Here is a 14,973-nt window from a genome sequence, read left to right as displayed (position 1 = left end):
AACACCTTTCGCTACTCTGGGCGGCGGGTGGCCGCCGCGGCGATCAAGCGGGACGACGAATAACCGGCCACCGTGGGCAGGATCACCACCTCGCCGCCGTGCCGGTACACCACGTCGGCCTCCGGCAGCTCGGCGGCCACGTAGTCGCCGCCCTTGACCCAGATGTCGGGACGCAAATCCTCCAGCATGCGTTCGGGGGTCAGGCCGTCGAAGACGGCCACCGCGTCGACGCAGGCCAGCGCGGCCAGGACGCGGGCCCGGTCCGCATCGCGCATCACCGGACGCCCGCTGCCCTTCAGCGCGCGCACCGACGCGTCGGAATTGACCAGCACGATCAGGGCGTCGCCCAGCTCGCGGGCCTGCCGGAGCATCCGGATGTGCCCGGTGTGCAGCAGGTCGAAGCAGCCGCCGGTGGCCACTACGGTGCGGCCCTGCCGGCGCAGCCGCGCGGCCAGGCCCAGCGCGTCCACCGCGCTGGCGTCCGCGGGCCGCGACCGGCTGGTCAGCGGGTCGGATCCGGTGTCGGACACCGGGATCGAGACCGCGGCCGCTCCGCCGGCGGCGACGAAACGCGCCGCGTCGCCGACCGCGGCCCGCACCGCGGCGACGGCGTCGTTGCCCGCGGCCAGCGCCACCGCCGCGGCGACGGCGAACCGATCGCCGGCGCCGCAGACATCGCCGGCGGCGGCGCGGCCCGCTGCGGGATCGCGACCCGGTGCACGCCGGCCCGCGGCTCGTACACCCGGGCCCCCTGGGCGCCGCGGGTGATGCACACCGCGTCGGCGGCCCAGGTCCGCAGCAGCGCCTCACCGCCGTCACCCGAGCCGTCGTCGTGGCAAAAGCCCCGCGCCTCTTCGTGATTCGGTGTCACCAGCGCGCATCCCGGCACCGGCGGCGCGCCGCGCGGATGCGGGTCCCAGACCACCGGGACGCGACGGGCCGACTCGGTCAGCGCCGCCCGGACCGCCGGCAACGCGGTCACCCCCGCGCCGTAGTCGGCGACGCAGATCGCCCGGGCATCGGCCAGGGCGTCGGCCGCCGCGGCCGGCAGCGGCCCGTCGACCGGGGTCGCGTCGCCGCGATCGAGCCGCAGCACCGACTGGCCGCGGGCCCGGATCCTGATCTTGCACACCGTCGTTCCGCTCACCGGCAGCGCCAGCACCCGAACCCCCGAGCAGCTCAGCAGATCGTGCAGCGCCCGGCCGGCGTCGTCGTCGGCGATGCCGGTGATCAACACCACCGGCGCCTCGGTCCGGGCTGCGAGCAGGGCGGCCAGCCCCGCCCCGCCCGGCCGTTGCACGTGCCGTTCGGCGTCCACCACCGGCACCGGCGCCTCCGGGCTGAGCCTGGTCGCCGAACCCAGGATGTCGACGTCCAGCATCGAATCACCCACGACAGCAAGAGGGTTCGATGTGCTCATGATGCTTCCCGTCGTAAAAGGTTGTCGTCGAGCGCCATGCACAGCCCGTGGATCAGCAGCAGATGGACCTCCTGCACCGTCGCGGTGCCGGCGGCGTCCACGCAGATCGCCTCGTCGCACATGCCGGCCAGCTCGTTGGGGGCCGGTCCGGTCAGCGCCCAGGTCACCATGCCGACGTCGTGCGCGGCCTTGACCGCCGCGATCACGTTGCGGCTGGCGCCGCTGGTGGACAGCGCCACCAGCACGTCGCCCGGCCGGCCGTGCGCCCGCACCCCGCGGGCGAACACCTCGTCATCGCCGTAGTCGTTGGCGATCGCGGTCAGCGCCGAGGTGTCGGCGTGTAAGGCGATGGCGGACATGGGAATTCGCTCCTCGCGGAATCGGCCCACCAGTTCGGCGGTGAGGTGCTGGGCCTCGGCGGCGCTGCCCCCGTTCCCGCAGGCCAACAACCGGCCTCCGGCGGGCAGCACCGTGGCCAGCCGTCCGCCCCACCCGCGCAACCGGGGGGCCTGGATGCTGGTGCGCCGCACCGCTTCCCGCAGCGCGTCGAAGTGGACCTCGATCATGGCTTCCCTCCTTCTGCCACGGCGCCTTCTGCCACGGCGGCGAGCAACTCCGCGTCGGTGATGCGGTCCAGGCAGGGGTGACCGGGCACCGGGCACACCCGGGCGCGGCTGGCCCGGCAGGGCGCGAACTGGTCGCCGAGCACGCGGACCCGCCGCCCGTAGGGGCGCCACTGGCCGGCGGGCACCACCGGGGCGAACAGCGACACCACCGGTGTGCCTACCGCGGCGGCCAGGTGTGCGGGTCCGGTGTTGGGGACGACCACGACGCGGGCCGCCGCGAACACCGCCGCGAGTTCGGCGAAGCTGGTGCGTCCGCCCAGATCGACGGCGACGTCGCCCGCCACCGCCGCGGTCAGCGCGGCCTCGTCGGGGCTTCCGGTGACGACGACCCGGTGGCCGGCGCCGGCCAGCGCGGCCACCATCGTCGCGCTGCGGGACGGGCTGGGCCGGCGGGCCGGTACCGCGGCGCCGGGGTGGAACACCACGAACGGCCGGGGCGCGAGTTGTTCGGCCAGCCGCGCCGGCAGCGGGTCGACGGCCCGGATCCGCAGCGCGCCGTCGTCGCCGGCGGGCAGGGCGCAGCCGGCGGCCTCGGCCAGCGACAGCGCCCGCTGCGGCTCGGGAATCCCGTCCGGCACCCGATGCCGCAGGTTCAGCAGCGCGCCGGGGTAGTCGACACTGACCGCTCCCACCCAGGGCACCGCGGCCATCCGGCACAGCAGCGCCAGCGGCAGCGGCGACTGGTGAAACGACGTGCAGATGTAGACCCGGTCGGGCGCGAGGTCGCGCAGCTGTTTGATCAGCGCCTCGGCGTGCGCGGCGGTCAGCTCGGGCGCCTCGAAGTCCACCCACGGCGCCTGCCATTCGATCAGCTCGTCCACACCGGGCAGCAGCTCGGCGGCGGCCCGCCCGCGCGGGCCGACCAGCATGGTCACCCGGTCGTGCCGGGCGGCCACCGCGCGCACCGCCGGCCCGGTGATCAGCACGTCACCGGCGCTGTCCAGGCGGGCCACCACCGCGGTACTCATCGGCACTCCGAAAGGACAAGGGAGACAGCGTCGTTCAGCGTCGCGGCCACCCGGGAGTGGGCGCGCGCGTGCTCGACCTCGGCGGGCAGGGTGCGGTCGGTGGGCACCAGCACGGCCGCGGCGCCGGCGGCCAGGGCGGCGCGCACGTCGGCGCCGGTGTCGCCGATCATCACGCAGCGCCGGGCCGGCACCCCCAGCGCCTCGGCGGCCGCCAGGATCAGGCCGGGCCGCGGCTTGCGGCAGCCGCAGCCGTCGGCCGCGCCGTGCACGCACACCTGCCAGGAATCGAACGGGCCGAGCACCTCGTCGACCCGGTCGTTGACGGCGGCCAGCTGGCCGGCGCTGATCAGCCCGCGCGCCACGCCGGACTGGTTGGTCACCACCGCCAGCAGCAGGCCGCGGCGGCGCAGCCGGGTCAGCGCCTTGGCGGCGTCGTAGGTGGGCCGCACGCCCGCGGGGTCGTTGAGGTAGGGCCGGTCGACGATCAGGGTGTCGTCGCGGTCCAGCAGCACGGCCAGCGGCGGCTCGGGACGCGCGCGCCGAAAGGTCCATTCCCCGGCCAGCCGGTGAGCCACCGCGACCGGCGGGATGAGCACGCTGGTGGCCGAAAGGCCAAGTGCCTCACGCACATTGCGCGGCCCGCTGAGCCAGCGCCGCGCCGCGAACTCGATCGTGCACAGCAGCCACAGCGCGGCGGCGCGGCGGCGGTGGCGCGCCGGCCAGCAGCCCGGCCAGCAGCGCGGCGGTGCCGGCCGCGGTGGTGGCGGCGTGCGCCGGCATCCGGCCTGGTCCCTCGCCGATTCGGGTCCGCCAGCGGCGGCCGTGCTTGCGCCGCATCAGCGCGTTGTCGCGGTTGCCGATCTGGGCCCGCACGCTCGAGCGCCAGGTCGCCGGCGCCACCGGGTGGGTGCAGCGACGCTCGCCGCGCAGGATGGTTCCGCCGGCCGACACGATCCGCAGCGCCAGGTCGGAGTCCTCCCGGTAGGCGCGGGGAAACCGCTCGTCGAAACCTCCTGCGGCGACCAGCATGTCGCGGCGATAGGCCATGTCCGCGGTGATCCATTGCGCGGTGGCCAGCCGCGCGGTCCTGCGTTGGTCGTCGCTGGGCCGCCGCGGTGTCGGCACCTCGAGCACCGCCTGGGAGCCGGCGGCGCCGCACGCGTCGGCGGCCTTCAGGTCGAGGCACAACGCCGATATCCAGTCGCGGTCGGGCAGCACGTCGTCGTCCAGGAAGCACACCCAGCGGCTGCGGCTGCGCGCCAGCCGACGTTGCGGCGCCGCCGGTCGCGCCGCCGCTGCGCAACACCCGCACCGGCGGGTCGTCCGGCAGCGGCAGATCGTCGCCCGGGCGGGGCCGGTCGTCGACCACCACAACCTCCGGCGGCTGCGGACCCATCCTCTCGCGCAGCGCAATCAGCAAGCGGCGCAACGATTCCCGCCCCACCGTGGGTATCACCAGCGTGTAGTCGTCGTGCCTCACAGATACCGCCTGACCAGGTAGGGGCCGACGGCCAGCACGTCGATCGGGGAGCTGCCGAACACCTCGAGGGCGTCGCGCGGGGTGTCCACCATGGGCCGTCCGGCGGTGTTGAAGCTGGTGTTGACGACCACCGGCACCCCGGTGTGCTGCGCGAACCGGTTGATGGTGGCGTGCAGCAGCGGGTCCGCATCCGCGTCCACGGTCTGGATCCGCGCCGTGCCGTCGACGTGGGTGACCGCGGGAATCCGGCTGCGCCAGTGCTCGGCGACGTCGTGCACGAACAGCATGTACGGGCTGGGAAGCGGTCCGCGGGAAAAGATCTCGGCAGCGCGCTCGGCCAGCACCATGGGGGCGACCGGCCGGAACTGTTCGCGGCCCTTGACGGCGTTGAGCCGTTCGGCGTTGGCCGGATAGCGCGGATCGGCCAGCAGCGAGCGGCCGCCGAGCGCGCGCGGCCCGAACTCGGCGCGGCCCTGGAACCAGCCGATCAACTGGTTCTCGGCCAGCGCGTCGCCGACGGCCGACGGAAGGTCGTGCGGGCGTTCGTAACTGACCGCCGCGTCGTCGAGTGCCGCCCTGACCGCCGCGTCGGACCAGCCGCGGCCCAGCTGTGCGCCGGGCATCGGTGCGATCGGCTCGTCGAAGGATGCGGCCAGGTGCAGCGCCGCGCCGAGCGCGGTGCCCGCGTCGCCGGCGGCCGGCTGCACCCACACCCGGTCGAAACCGCCCTCGGCGTGAATGCGGGTGTTGGCAACGCAATTCAGCGCCACCCCGCCGGCCAGGCATAGCGCGTCGCCGTCGGTGCGGTCGCGCAGCCAGCCGACCAGCTCGAGCAACACGTCCTCGACGACGCGCTGCACGCTGCAGGCCAGGTCGGCGTGCACCGGGTCGAGCGTCGCCGCGTGCGGCGGCCGGGGCGGGGCGAGTTGCTCCCAGTCGATCGGCTCAGTGCAGAACCCGCCGTCGCCGCGCGCGTACACCCGCCCGCGCAGTCGGTCGGCGAAGCGGGGCCGGCCGTAGGAGGCCATCGCCATCACCTTGTATTCGTCGCTGGACCGGGTGAAACCCAGGTGCTCGGTGAGGCTTTCGTACAGCAGCCCCAGCGAGTGCGGCAGCTGCTGGACGGCCAGCACGTCGAGCTTGTGCTCCCGATACACCCCGGCCAGCATGGAGGCGCGCTCACCGCGCCCGTCGACCACCAGCACCGCGGTCTCGGGATGCGGGGAGGCCAGCGCCGTCGACGCCGCGTGCGCGACGTGGTGGCGCACGTGATGCACCACCGCGGGGTTGAGGCCGGGCAGCGCGGTCTTCAGAAAGCCCGGCGCCCGTTCGGCGTACAGGGTGCGCAGGTGCTCCCGGTCCCGGTCCAGCCCGGCGGGGTCGAGCGGTTCCTCGTACATCATCGCCGGGTCGTAGGAATAGCCGACCGCGTCGATGTCCTCGGCCCGCACGCCGGCGTGATCCAGGCACCAGCGGATGGCCGCGACGGGCAGCTCCCAGGTGGCGAAGGGGACCGCCGGTTTGCCGTGCTTGCGGCGGGAGAACCGCTCTTCCTCGGCGGCCGCCACCACCCGGCCGTCGATCACCAGCGCGGCGGCCGGATCGTGAAATACCGCATTGACTCCGAGTATTCGCACTCTGCTGCCTCCTACCGGGACCGCCGGTCAGTGGTCGCGACGAGCTGTTGCGCCGACTCACCGGTGCGCCCGGCCCGCTCGGCGAACCACGCCAGGGTGGTGCTCAAGCCGGTGCGATAGTCGATCCGCGGCCGCCAGCCCAGCCTTTGGCGGGCCAGTCGGATGTCCGGGCAGCGGCGCTGCGGGTCGTCGGTGGCCGGCGGTGTGAACTGGATGGTCGACGTGCTGCCGGCCAGCTCCCGGATCAACTCGGCGGCGGACAGCACGGTCAGCTCGGTCGGATTGCCGATGTTCACCGGGCCCGCGAAGTCGCTGTGCGCCAACGCGATCAGCCCGGTGATGGTGTCGTCGACGTAGCACAGCGACCGGGTCTGCAGCCCGGTGCCGGACACGGTCAGCGGATCGCCGCGCAGCGCCTGCAAGCAGAACGTCGGCACCATCCGGCCGTCGTCCGCCCGCATGCCGGGCCCGTACGTGTTGAAGATCCGGGCCACCCCGACATCGGCGCGGCCGAGGCGGTGATAGGCGAACGTCAACGCTTCGGCGTACCGCTTGGCTTCGTCGTATACGCTGCGCGGGCCCACCGGATTGACGTTGCCCCAATAGCGTTCGCGCTGCGGATGCGACTCGGGGTCGCCGTACACCTCGCTGGTGGACGCCAACACGAACCGGGCGCCGGCGCGCTCGGCGATCTCCAGCGCGGTCGCGGTGCCCGCCGAGCCGGTGTGCAGCGTCTGGATCGGGCGGCGCTGGTAGTCGACCGGGGAAGCCGCTGAGGCCAAATGGAATACGGCGTCGAAGCCGCTGCCGACCTCGTCGATCAACCCGGGCTCGCAGACGTCGCGCTGCACGAACCGGTATCCGGGCCGGTCGCCGAATCGGACCGCAGGCCCGCTGGTGGACAGGTCGTCCACGCTGACCACCTCGACGCCGTCGTCGAGCAGCCGCGCGCACAGGTGCGCGCCCAAAAAGCCGGCGCCGCCGGTGATCAGCACCCGGGTCAGTGATCGCATCGGGCTCTGGTACCCGTCAGGTCTGGGGTGAAACCCCGTTTCACCGTTGCCCTTCGGGGTAGTCGCCCCGGTCATGTCGACCATGCCGCGCACCTCCTTCGTCATCGCCACCCGGGACCGCTCGGCGGAGCTGACCGGCACGCTGACCCGCCTGCTGGACACCACCGAGTGCCCGATCATCTTGGTGGACAACGCATCCCGCGACGACTCGGTCGCCGCCGCCAGCCGCATCGCCGCCGCCGGCCGGGTGACCGTCATACCGCTGAGCCGCAACGCCGGCGCAGCGGCGCGCAACATCGGTGTGGCGCGGTGCGGCACACCGTACGTGGCGTTCTGCGACGACGACTCGTGGTGGGCGCCGGACGCGATCGCGTGGGCCGAGCAGATCTTCGACAGGTTCGGCACCGTCGCGCTATTGGCCGCGCGCACCGTGTTACTGCCGGCGCGCCGCGACGACGAGTTCACCGAGCAGCTCGCCCACAGCCCACTCGGGCACCGCGCGGGCCTGCCCGGGCCGTCCATTCTCGGGTTCCAGGCCTGCTCGGCACTGGTGCGCGCGTGGGCGTTCCGACGCGTCGGCGGGTTCAGCCCGATCCTGCACTTCCGCGGTGAGGAAACCCTGCTGGCCTGCGATCTGGCCGCCGACGGCTGGGACCTGTGCTTCTGCCCCGAGCTGGTGGCATACCACCGGCCGTCGCAGATCCGCTCGGCGAGCCGGGCGCAGCGTGCCCGGATCCTGCGCAACGCGCTGCTCACCGCGTGCCTGCGCCGCCCCGTCGACCGGTGCGCCCGGGCGGGTGCGGCGCTGGCCTGGGCGGCGCTGCACGACGCGGCCCACGCCAAGGCGTTGCTCGAGGCGACGGCGGCGTTGCCGGCCGCGCTGCGGGAACGCCGGCGGCTGCCCGATGCCGTCGAGCGTTCGCTGCGGATGCTGGAAAGTGGTTGAGCCACAAGATCACCCGGATCGCGTGCTCGGGGTGCCGACCCCGCGCCGGGCGGGGGACAGCCGTTCGTAGATGCGTTCGGTGTCGGCCGCCACCCGGTCCCAGCTGTAGCGGGCCCGGGCCCGCTCCCGCCCGGCCTCGCCCAGCGTCCGGCCGCGGCGGCCGTCGCGCAGCAGGGCGGCGACGGCCTCACCCAGAGCGTCCGGGTCCTTGGGCGGCACCAGCCGGCCGGTGGCGCCGTCGACGACGGTGTCGCGGATCCCGCCCACCGCCGTGGCCACCACCGGGACCCCGCAGGCCATGGCTTCCAGCGGCACGATGCCGAACGGCTCGTACCACGGCGTGCAGGCCACCACGTCGGCCGAGCGCAGCAACGCCGGCATCTGCGCGCGGGTGACCCCGCCCAGCAGCCGCACCCGGTCGGCGACCCCGAGCTCGCCCGCCAGTCGCTGCAGCCGCCGCGCCTGCTCGTCGCCGGCCAGTTCGGCCGCCGGCGGCCCGCCCACGATCACCAACTCGGCGTCCGGGATGCGGGGCAGGGCGCGCACGATGGTGTCAAAACCCTTGCGCGGCACCAGCCGTCCCACCGTGACAATGCGCGGCCGCGCACCGCGGGCAGCGACCGGGCCGTCGGGGGTGAACGCGTCGAGGTCCACTCCGCACGGCACCACCGAGGTGCGGGATCGGGCCCGGCCCATGCGCACCAGCTCGAAGACCTCGTCGGTGCTGGTGGCCGCCACCCAGTCGGCTTCCCGGGCGACCCGGGCTTCGACGTCGATCCGGCAGTCCGGGCTGGTGTCGTCGCTGCCCTGGTGCAGCCGCTTGGTCAGCCCGAGCGCGTGGAAGGTCTGCACGGTCGGTATCGAATGCGCGCGGGCGGCCCGCTGGGTGGCCACCCCCGACATCCAGAAGTGCGCATGGGCCACATCGGGCCCGTCCGAGCACCACTGCTGGCGCAGGAACTGCGCGAAGCCGTACATGTATTGCAGCAACTCGTCTTTGGGCAGCACCCGCGCCGGTCCCGCCGGCACGTGCACCACGCTGTAGCCGTGCGGGGTCTCGACCGAGTCGGGAAGCCGCGGGTCGTCGCGGCGCGTGTAGACCACCACGTCGTGGCCGCGCCGCGCCAGCGCGCAGGACAGCTCGGCGACGTGGACGTTCTGTCCGCCCGCGTCCACGCCGCCCAAATGTGCCAGCGGGCTGGCGTGTTCGGAGATCATCGCGATTCTCATGCGGGTTCCTTCCCTGCTCATCTGCACAGCTCCCCGATCACTCGGTCCCAGTCGGCCAGAAAGCGTTTGAGTCCGAACCGGGCGGTGGCGAAGTCCCGGGCGGCCTTGCCGGCGGCCACCGCCCTCGCCTGGTCGTCCAGGAAGCCCCGCAACCCCTCACCCAGTCTGGCTGGGTCGGCGCTGACAACTCCTGCCTCGCAAGGGATTACGAACGGCGCCATGGTCGAGCCGACGGCTACCACCGGCATGCCCAGCAGCATGGCCTCGATCAGGGACAGCCCGAGTGAGGTCCAGCGGGCGGTGTGCAGGTAGACCCGCCGGCGCGCGACGTCTCCGAACAGCCGCGGGGTGGGCACGTCGCCGCGGCCGCGCACCGCGCCGCGGTTGGCGCACAACTCCTCGGTGCCGATGCCCCATACGTCGATCTGGGCGTAGGCCGACAACGGTTCCAGCAGATCGGCGCCGACGATGCGGCCGCGGCGCCCCGGCTCGTTGATCATGGTGGCCACCCGGGGAATCTCGCCGCTGTACAGCGGCCCCGGGTCGGCCACCCCGTGGTCGATGACCCGGGTCGGCGCAATCCCGTTGTCCCACATCAACCGGTTGAAGTCGGTGACGTGCACCAGGGGGATGTCGGCGCGGTCGGCGAGCGGATGCCGGGTCTGTGCCGCGCTGGGGCGCGGGGTGTTGTGCTCGACGTAGACCGCCGGCACGTCGACCCCGACCCGGCGGCCCGCCCAGCGGGCGACCAGCTCGGCCTCGTGCGGGCGTTGCAGCACCACCAGGTCGATATCGCGGTCGGCCAGGTCCTCGAATGCCACCTCGCGGGCGTTGGGCCAGCACCGGCCGGCCAGTCCGATGCCGTCCGGGCCGCGGTCGGGGGCCACCGGGATCAGGTAGCGGTGCCGGCCCGCGACGAAGGACTGCGTCCACGACCCGTGCACATGCCACACCAGGACGCTCTTTGCTCGGACAGGATCCAACATGGCGGGCCAAATACCCTGTAGGTACTGGCATAAACAGCGCCGGGCCCGACGTTTTCCCCGGGCGCACGGTCCCGGCGAGGCGCAGCGAACCTCTGTAAACCGTTAGTGGGCAAGTGATTCCACGCGTAGGGAGCCGATTCTCCGGCGCCCGCGGCGCGCGGCGGTTCTGTCCAGTAAGCGAATCGCCGGGGACATTTGACGAACGGTTGTCGGTGTCGAACCGGTTTGCCCGGCCGCCGGCCCCGCGCGGGTGCCGGGCCGCGCGGACAAACCTGCCGGGCGGCGCTAGTGTCCTGAGTCATTAATTCGTGGGTTCTTGTTATAGTAGGTGATGCCGTCCCCGCATGCCGCGAAGATCGTGTTGACCGAGGATGAACGCGCCGAGTTAGAGGGTTGGGTGCGGCGCCGCAATAGTGCCGCGGGGTTGGCGCTGCGAGCCCGGATCGTGCTGGCGTGTGCTGATGGCGGCAGCAATGTCGAGGTCGCCGACCGGCTGGAGTTGGATCGGAACACGATTTCCAAGTGGCGCAACCGGTTCGCCGCTAAGCGGTGCGACGGACTGCTCGACGAGCCGCGACCGGGCCGGCCTCGGGTAGTGGGTGACGAGCAGATCGAGGCGTTGATCACTGCGACGTTGGAGACAGCGCCACCGGGTGCCACACATTGGTCAACCCGGTCGATGGCGCAGCACCTGGGACTGAGCCAGTCGATGGTCTCACGGGTGTGGCGGGCGTTCGGATTGGCTCCACACAAACAGGATTCGTGGAAACTGTCCAAGGATCCGCTGTTTGTGGCCAAGGTCCGCGACATCGTCGGGCTCTATCTGGACCCGCCGGAGCGGGCCATGGTCTTGTGCGTGGACGAGAAGACTCAGATCCAGGCGCTTAACCGCACCGCACCGGTGTTCCCGATGCTGCCCGGCACCCCGGCGCGAGCCACCCACGACTACGTCCGTCACGGCACCTCAAGCCTGTATGCCGCGCTGGATCTGGCCACCGGCAAGGTGATCGGCTCTCTGCATTCGCGGCATCGCGCCCAGGAGTTCCTGGCTTTCCTGAAGAAGATCGACGCCGAAGTCCCCGCCGATCTGGACTGCCACGTCGTGCTCGACAACGCCTCCACCCACAAAACCCCGGCGGTAAAACGTTGGCTGACCAACCATCCCCGCTTCGTTCTGCACTTCACCCCGACCAGCTCAAGCTGGCTCAACCTCGTCGAACGCTGGTTCGCCGAACTGACCACCAAGAAACTACGCCGCGGCACCCATACCTCAGTCCGCCAACTCAACACCGACATCCGCGCCTGGATCGAGCACTGGAACGACAACCCTAAGCCCTACGTCTGGACAAAAACCGCCGACCAAATCCTGGAATCCGTCGCCAACTACTGCAAACGAATTAATAACTCAGGACACTAGGCCGATTTCGGCAGCGCGGATGCTCCGGAGGCGCTGTGGCCCTTGGCCACTCGCCGGATCAGCATCCGGGTGGCCTTGTCCAGGATCTCCTGGGCGGCGCCGGGGTCGCGGGCGCGGCCCGCGCGCCGCGTCGCCGCGCCGATGGTCAGTCCCCGCTCATACCCGGTGATCACCCGCGGGTCCACATAGGAGCCGCGCGCCACCGCCGGGGTGTTGCCCAGCTCCTCGGCCACCTCTTTCATCACCGCCGCCTCGACCCGCTTGGCGACCCGCCGCGACACCGCGGGATCGGCGTCGGCGAACGCGGCCGCCGCCAGCACCGTGCCGTGCCAGGTGCGCAAGTCCTTGACCGTGTACTGGTCGCCGACCAGCTCCTTGAACCGGTCGTTGAGGTCGTCGGCGCGCACCTCCGACCATCCGGATGCGGTGCGGCACACCAACAACCGGTCGCCGCGGTGCCGCCGTCGCATCAGCGCACGCACCGCCCTGACCACTTCGCGATCCTCGACCCGCACGGTGCGCCGGACCCCGCTCTTGGCCGGGAAGTCGAACTCCACCGCGTCACGCCGGACCGTCACGTGCTCGCACAGCAGGGTGGACAACCCGTAGGACTCGTTCTCCTCGGCGTACTGCTCGCCGCCGGAACGGAAGTAGCCGCGATCGAGCAGCCGCAGCGCCAGCGCCAGCACCCGCTCGCGGGTCAAACCCCGGGCGGCCAGGTCCTCGGCGATTCGGGCCCGCCAGGCCGGCAGCTCGGTGGACAGCTCCAGCACCCGGTCGAACTTCTCCTCCGCGCGTTCCTGCTGCCACGCGCAGTGGTACAGGTACTGGCGGCGGCCGGCCGCGTCGACGCCGACGGCCTGGATGTGGCCGTTGGGGTGGGGCGAGATCCACACTTTCTTCCACGCCGGCGGAATCACCAGATCCTTGATGCGCTGCAGGGTTTCGGGATCGCGCACCGTGGTGCCGTCCGGCGCGTGATAAGAGAATCCCTTACCGCGCCGTTTGCGGGTGATCCCCGGTTTGCTCAGCACGCTGCGACGGAGCCGCATTCGGAACCCTCCAGTTTTCTCGGCTGTCCGCAACGGCCGGCCGCAACGCAATTGCGGGCCGGGGCCATTCGCCTCAGATACCCACCCGAGAAGTCGTTCACACCGCGGCGGCGCCGGCAGGCGAATGCGAAAACGACCCGCCACGGCGTTGTGGCGGGTCGTCTCCGGTGGCGTCAGCCCGCCATGAACTCCTGGTACGCCGACTCCAGATACGGCGGCAGCGCGGTGACATTGCACTGCTGTTCGGTGTCGCCGATCGGCGCCAGGATGCCGCGCAGGTCGTTGTACTCCTGCGGGTGACCGGTGAAATAGCTGCGCAGGCTGGATTCGGCCTGCGGCCGCGGCTGGCCGTAGGCGGCGGTCACCACCTGGTTGGCGTCCGGGTGTGCCGCCAGGTACTGCTGGGCCGAGCCCTCCACCGCGGACACGGTGGAGTTCACACCGCTGGGACTGCAGTCGGGTGCGGCGGCCGCCGACGGTGCGCCGACGATGCCCATGGCCATTCCCCCGAGCAGACAGCCGGCGCTGACCCCGGCCACTTTCCGGCGCGCGACGATACTGCTGATTTTCATGTGCTTTGTTGTCCTTCGAATTCGAAGCGAAATGTTCTCGACTGAGGCTCCCGATCCTCGAAATCCAAAGTAGCGGAGGCCAACAGTGGCCGTGTTCGCTGACAACGAACGCACCGTGCCGGTAAGGGCCGTCGGACGGGTGTTTGCTAAGCGAATGATCAACCGAGCCGCGAATTTTTAAGAAATGGCGCCACGCTCTTAGGCAATGGTGAGGGTGATTGTGACGGAATCGTTATCCGCGCCGGGGCTTTCCGTCCCCGTCGGGGCCCCGATGTCCGTCCCCGTCGGCGCCCCGATGGCCGTCGCCGCCGGGCGGCGCCAGGGTCTGCAGCCAGGTGTCGACGTCGGGCCCGACGACCACCGCGTGCCCGGAGGCCAGCAGCGCCCCGGCGCCGAGCGCCGACATCGCGGGCTCGACACTGCGCACTGCTCGGTGATCACCTTGCCGCACAAGCAGTTTCGAGGTCAGTTCGGGAAGCCGGATGGCGTCCGGGCCGGTGATGGTACGCGGCGTGTGCGTCTGCGCCAGGGCGGTTTCGACCAACACGTCGGCGACGGTGTCGGCGGCGATGGGCTGGATCAGCCAGTCCTCGACGATCACCTCGTTGTCGTCACAGCTCACCGCGTCGTGGTTGGTGGCGAATTCGTACCACTGCGTCGACTTCACGACGGTGGTCGGGACCGGGCCGTCGAGCAGGATCTCCTTCGCCTCCCGTTTGGCCTGGTAGTAGGGGAATTCGTCGAACACCGGGTCCTCGATGCCGGCGATCGTCAATACCACCAGGCGCTGTACTTCCTGGGTGGCGCACGCCCCCATGATGTTGCGGGCGGCGGTGGCCAGCGTCTGCCGGATGTCGGATCGCCCGTCGGGCGGCACCGGATTGGAGACGTCGATGACGACGTCGACGCCCTCGAGCGCCCGGGTGAGCGCGGGCGCGTCGAACACGTCGACGCCCTGCGCCCGGGAGATCTCGACCACCGCGACGTCGCGCGGCCTCAGCCGGGCGACGACGCGGGAGCCGGCCGTGCCGGTTGCCCCTATCACGGCGATGGTGGTCAGTGCTCTCACCTGCCTTCTGCTCCGTGCCGCGGGGGAGCTACCCAGTAACGGCCCGTTCAAACCCGCCGACCGCCGGTCCGCGGCGTGACCTGCGCCGGCCGCCGGGCCCGCGGTGACGGCCCGCACATCCGCGGGCGCGATACGGGGCGCCCCGTTTGACACCGCCCGCGGCGGGAACGCCTTGGATGCCATCGAGCGCAAGCTCACTCACCACCTACCAGAGAGGTCGAACCCATGGGGGACCAGCAGAGCGGGCCGCAGGAAGCGGTCAAAGGCGCCGTCGAGGGCGTGAAGGGCAAGGCCAAGGAGGTCGGCGGGACCATCCTCGGCCGCGACGACCTGACCGAAGAGGGTCAGGCCCAGCAGGACAAGGCCGACGCCCAGCGCGACGCGGGCAAGAAGGAAGCCGAGGCCGAGTCGGCGCGGGCCGGCGCGGAGGCCGCCGAGGAGCGCCAGAAGAAGAACCAATAGGCTGCCCGCCAAGGGGAGGGGCCCGGTCCGATCGGCGGACCGGGCCCTTTCCGTGCGCGTGGGTTTCAACCGATCGGGTCCGGCTATTCGGGGTG

General features: G+C 71.9%; 16 protein-coding genes. 3 read left to right on the top strand and 13 right to left on the bottom strand.

Annotated elements, in window-relative coordinates; all coding sequences use genetic code 11:
• Nucleotides 1-11 precede the first annotated feature (11 nt).
• The 8 genes from NF20_RS28270 to NF20_RS15580 all read right to left on the bottom strand — a co-directional run bounded on the left by NF20_RS28270 (nt 12) and on the right by NF20_RS15580 (nt 7,228).
• The gene (locus NF20_RS28270; protein WP_255343472.1) at nt 12-530 is read right to left on the bottom strand and encodes an adenylyltransferase/cytidyltransferase family protein; all 519 of its coding nucleotides are present in this window, start codon (nt 528-530) and stop codon (nt 12-14) included.
• Nucleotides 503-1,420 (bottom strand): bifunctional heptose 7-phosphate kinase/heptose 1-phosphate adenyltransferase, encoded by a 918-nt coding sequence (locus NF20_RS15605; RefSeq protein ID WP_255343471.1) that lies wholly within the window; start codon nt 1,418-1,420, stop codon nt 503-505. The genes NF20_RS28270 and NF20_RS15605 overlap by 28 nt, the downstream gene beginning before the upstream one ends.
• Nucleotides 1,417-1,986, bottom strand: a complete 570-nt coding sequence (locus NF20_RS15600) for a D-sedoheptulose-7-phosphate isomerase (RefSeq protein WP_033711417.1) — start codon at nt 1,984-1,986, stop codon at nt 1,417-1,419. The genes NF20_RS15605 and NF20_RS15600 overlap by 4 nt, the downstream gene beginning before the upstream one ends.
• A complete protein-coding gene (locus tag NF20_RS15595; RefSeq protein ID WP_179944045.1) occupies nt 1,983-3,014 on the bottom strand; it encodes a glycosyltransferase family 9 protein in 1,032 nt (343 codons plus the stop codon). The genes NF20_RS15600 and NF20_RS15595 overlap by 4 nt, the downstream gene beginning before the upstream one ends.
• A complete protein-coding gene (locus NF20_RS28265) occupies nt 3,011-3,643 on the bottom strand; it encodes an HAD-IIIA family hydrolase (protein ID WP_255343470.1) in 633 nt (210 codons plus the stop codon). Before NF20_RS28265 ends, NF20_RS15595 begins: the two co-directional genes overlap by 4 nt.
• On the bottom strand, nt 3,636-4,253 hold the full coding sequence (locus NF20_RS28260; protein WP_255343469.1) for a glycosyltransferase family 2 protein: 618 nt from the start codon (nt 4,251-4,253) through the stop codon (nt 3,636-3,638). The genes NF20_RS28265 and NF20_RS28260 overlap by 8 nt, the downstream gene beginning before the upstream one ends.
• 237 nt (nt 4,254-4,490) lie before the next feature.
• A complete protein-coding gene (locus NF20_RS15585) occupies nt 4,491-6,131 on the bottom strand; it encodes a carbamoyltransferase (RefSeq protein WP_033711419.1) in 1,641 nt (546 codons plus the stop codon).
• A gap of 11 nt (nt 6,132-6,142) precedes the next feature.
• Entirely contained in the window at nt 6,143-7,228 is a 1,086-nt protein-coding gene (locus NF20_RS15580; RefSeq protein WP_179944046.1) for an NAD-dependent epimerase/dehydratase family protein, read from the bottom strand.
• Here NF20_RS15580 and NF20_RS15575 point away from each other — a divergent pair.
• On the top strand, nt 7,218-8,090 hold the full coding sequence (locus NF20_RS15575; RefSeq protein ID WP_033711421.1) for a glycosyltransferase family 2 protein: 873 nt from the start codon (nt 7,218-7,220) through the stop codon (nt 8,088-8,090). The genes NF20_RS15580 and NF20_RS15575 overlap by 11 nt on opposite strands.
• Before the next feature lie 9 nt (nt 8,091-8,099).
• Here the strand turns inward: NF20_RS15575 and NF20_RS15570 are convergent, their stop codons facing one another.
• Together NF20_RS15570 and NF20_RS15565 are read right to left on the bottom strand one after the other, a co-directional pair.
• Nucleotides 8,100-9,320, bottom strand: coding sequence for a glycosyltransferase (locus tag NF20_RS15570; RefSeq protein WP_031353849.1), 1,221 nt, complete (start codon nt 9,318-9,320; stop codon nt 8,100-8,102).
• A 17-nt stretch (nt 9,321-9,337) separates the two neighbouring features.
• On the bottom strand, nt 9,338-10,306 hold the full coding sequence (locus NF20_RS15565) for a glycosyltransferase (protein ID WP_050545773.1): 969 nt from the start codon (nt 10,304-10,306) through the stop codon (nt 9,338-9,340).
• A 331-nt stretch (nt 10,307-10,637) separates the two neighbouring features.
• On the opposite strand from NF20_RS15565, the gene NF20_RS15560 reads away from it, so the two are divergent.
• Entirely contained in the window at nt 10,638-11,723 is a 1,086-nt protein-coding gene (locus NF20_RS15560; protein ID WP_033717346.1) for an IS630 family transposase, read from the top strand.
• Here NF20_RS15560 and NF20_RS15555 read toward each other — a convergent pair.
• The 3 genes from NF20_RS15555 to NF20_RS15545 all read right to left on the bottom strand — a co-directional run bounded on the left by NF20_RS15555 (nt 11,720) and on the right by NF20_RS15545 (nt 14,416).
• Nucleotides 11,720-12,775, bottom strand: coding sequence for a DNA topoisomerase IB (locus NF20_RS15555; RefSeq protein ID WP_033711430.1), 1,056 nt, complete (start codon nt 12,773-12,775; stop codon nt 11,720-11,722). The genes NF20_RS15560 and NF20_RS15555 overlap by 4 nt on opposite strands.
• A 173-nt stretch (nt 12,776-12,948) precedes the next feature.
• On the bottom strand, nt 12,949-13,347 hold the full coding sequence (locus tag NF20_RS15550; protein ID WP_033711432.1) for a heme-binding protein: 399 nt from the start codon (nt 13,345-13,347) through the stop codon (nt 12,949-12,951).
• Between the two features lie 232 nt (nt 13,348-13,579).
• Nucleotides 13,580-14,416: an SDR family oxidoreductase gene (locus NF20_RS15545; protein ID WP_033711434.1), complete on the bottom strand. Its 837-nt coding sequence runs from the start codon at nt 14,414-14,416 to the stop codon at nt 13,580-13,582.
• Between the two features lie 225 nt (nt 14,417-14,641).
• Here NF20_RS15545 and NF20_RS15540 point away from each other — a divergent pair, with 225 nt between their 5' ends.
• The gene (locus tag NF20_RS15540; RefSeq protein WP_003874776.1) at nt 14,642-14,878 is read left to right on the top strand and encodes a CsbD family protein; all 237 of its coding nucleotides are present in this window, start codon (nt 14,642-14,644) and stop codon (nt 14,876-14,878) included.
• Nucleotides 14,879-14,973 lie beyond the last annotated feature (95 nt).

The organism is Mycobacterium sp. MAC_080597_8934, assembly GCF_000523975.1.
GTDB lineage: Bacteria > Actinomycetota > Actinomycetes > Mycobacteriales > Mycobacteriaceae > Mycobacterium > Mycobacterium avium.
The sequence above is the reverse complement of the archived record's forward strand: the minus strand, read 5'-3'. Positions and strand labels throughout refer to the sequence as shown.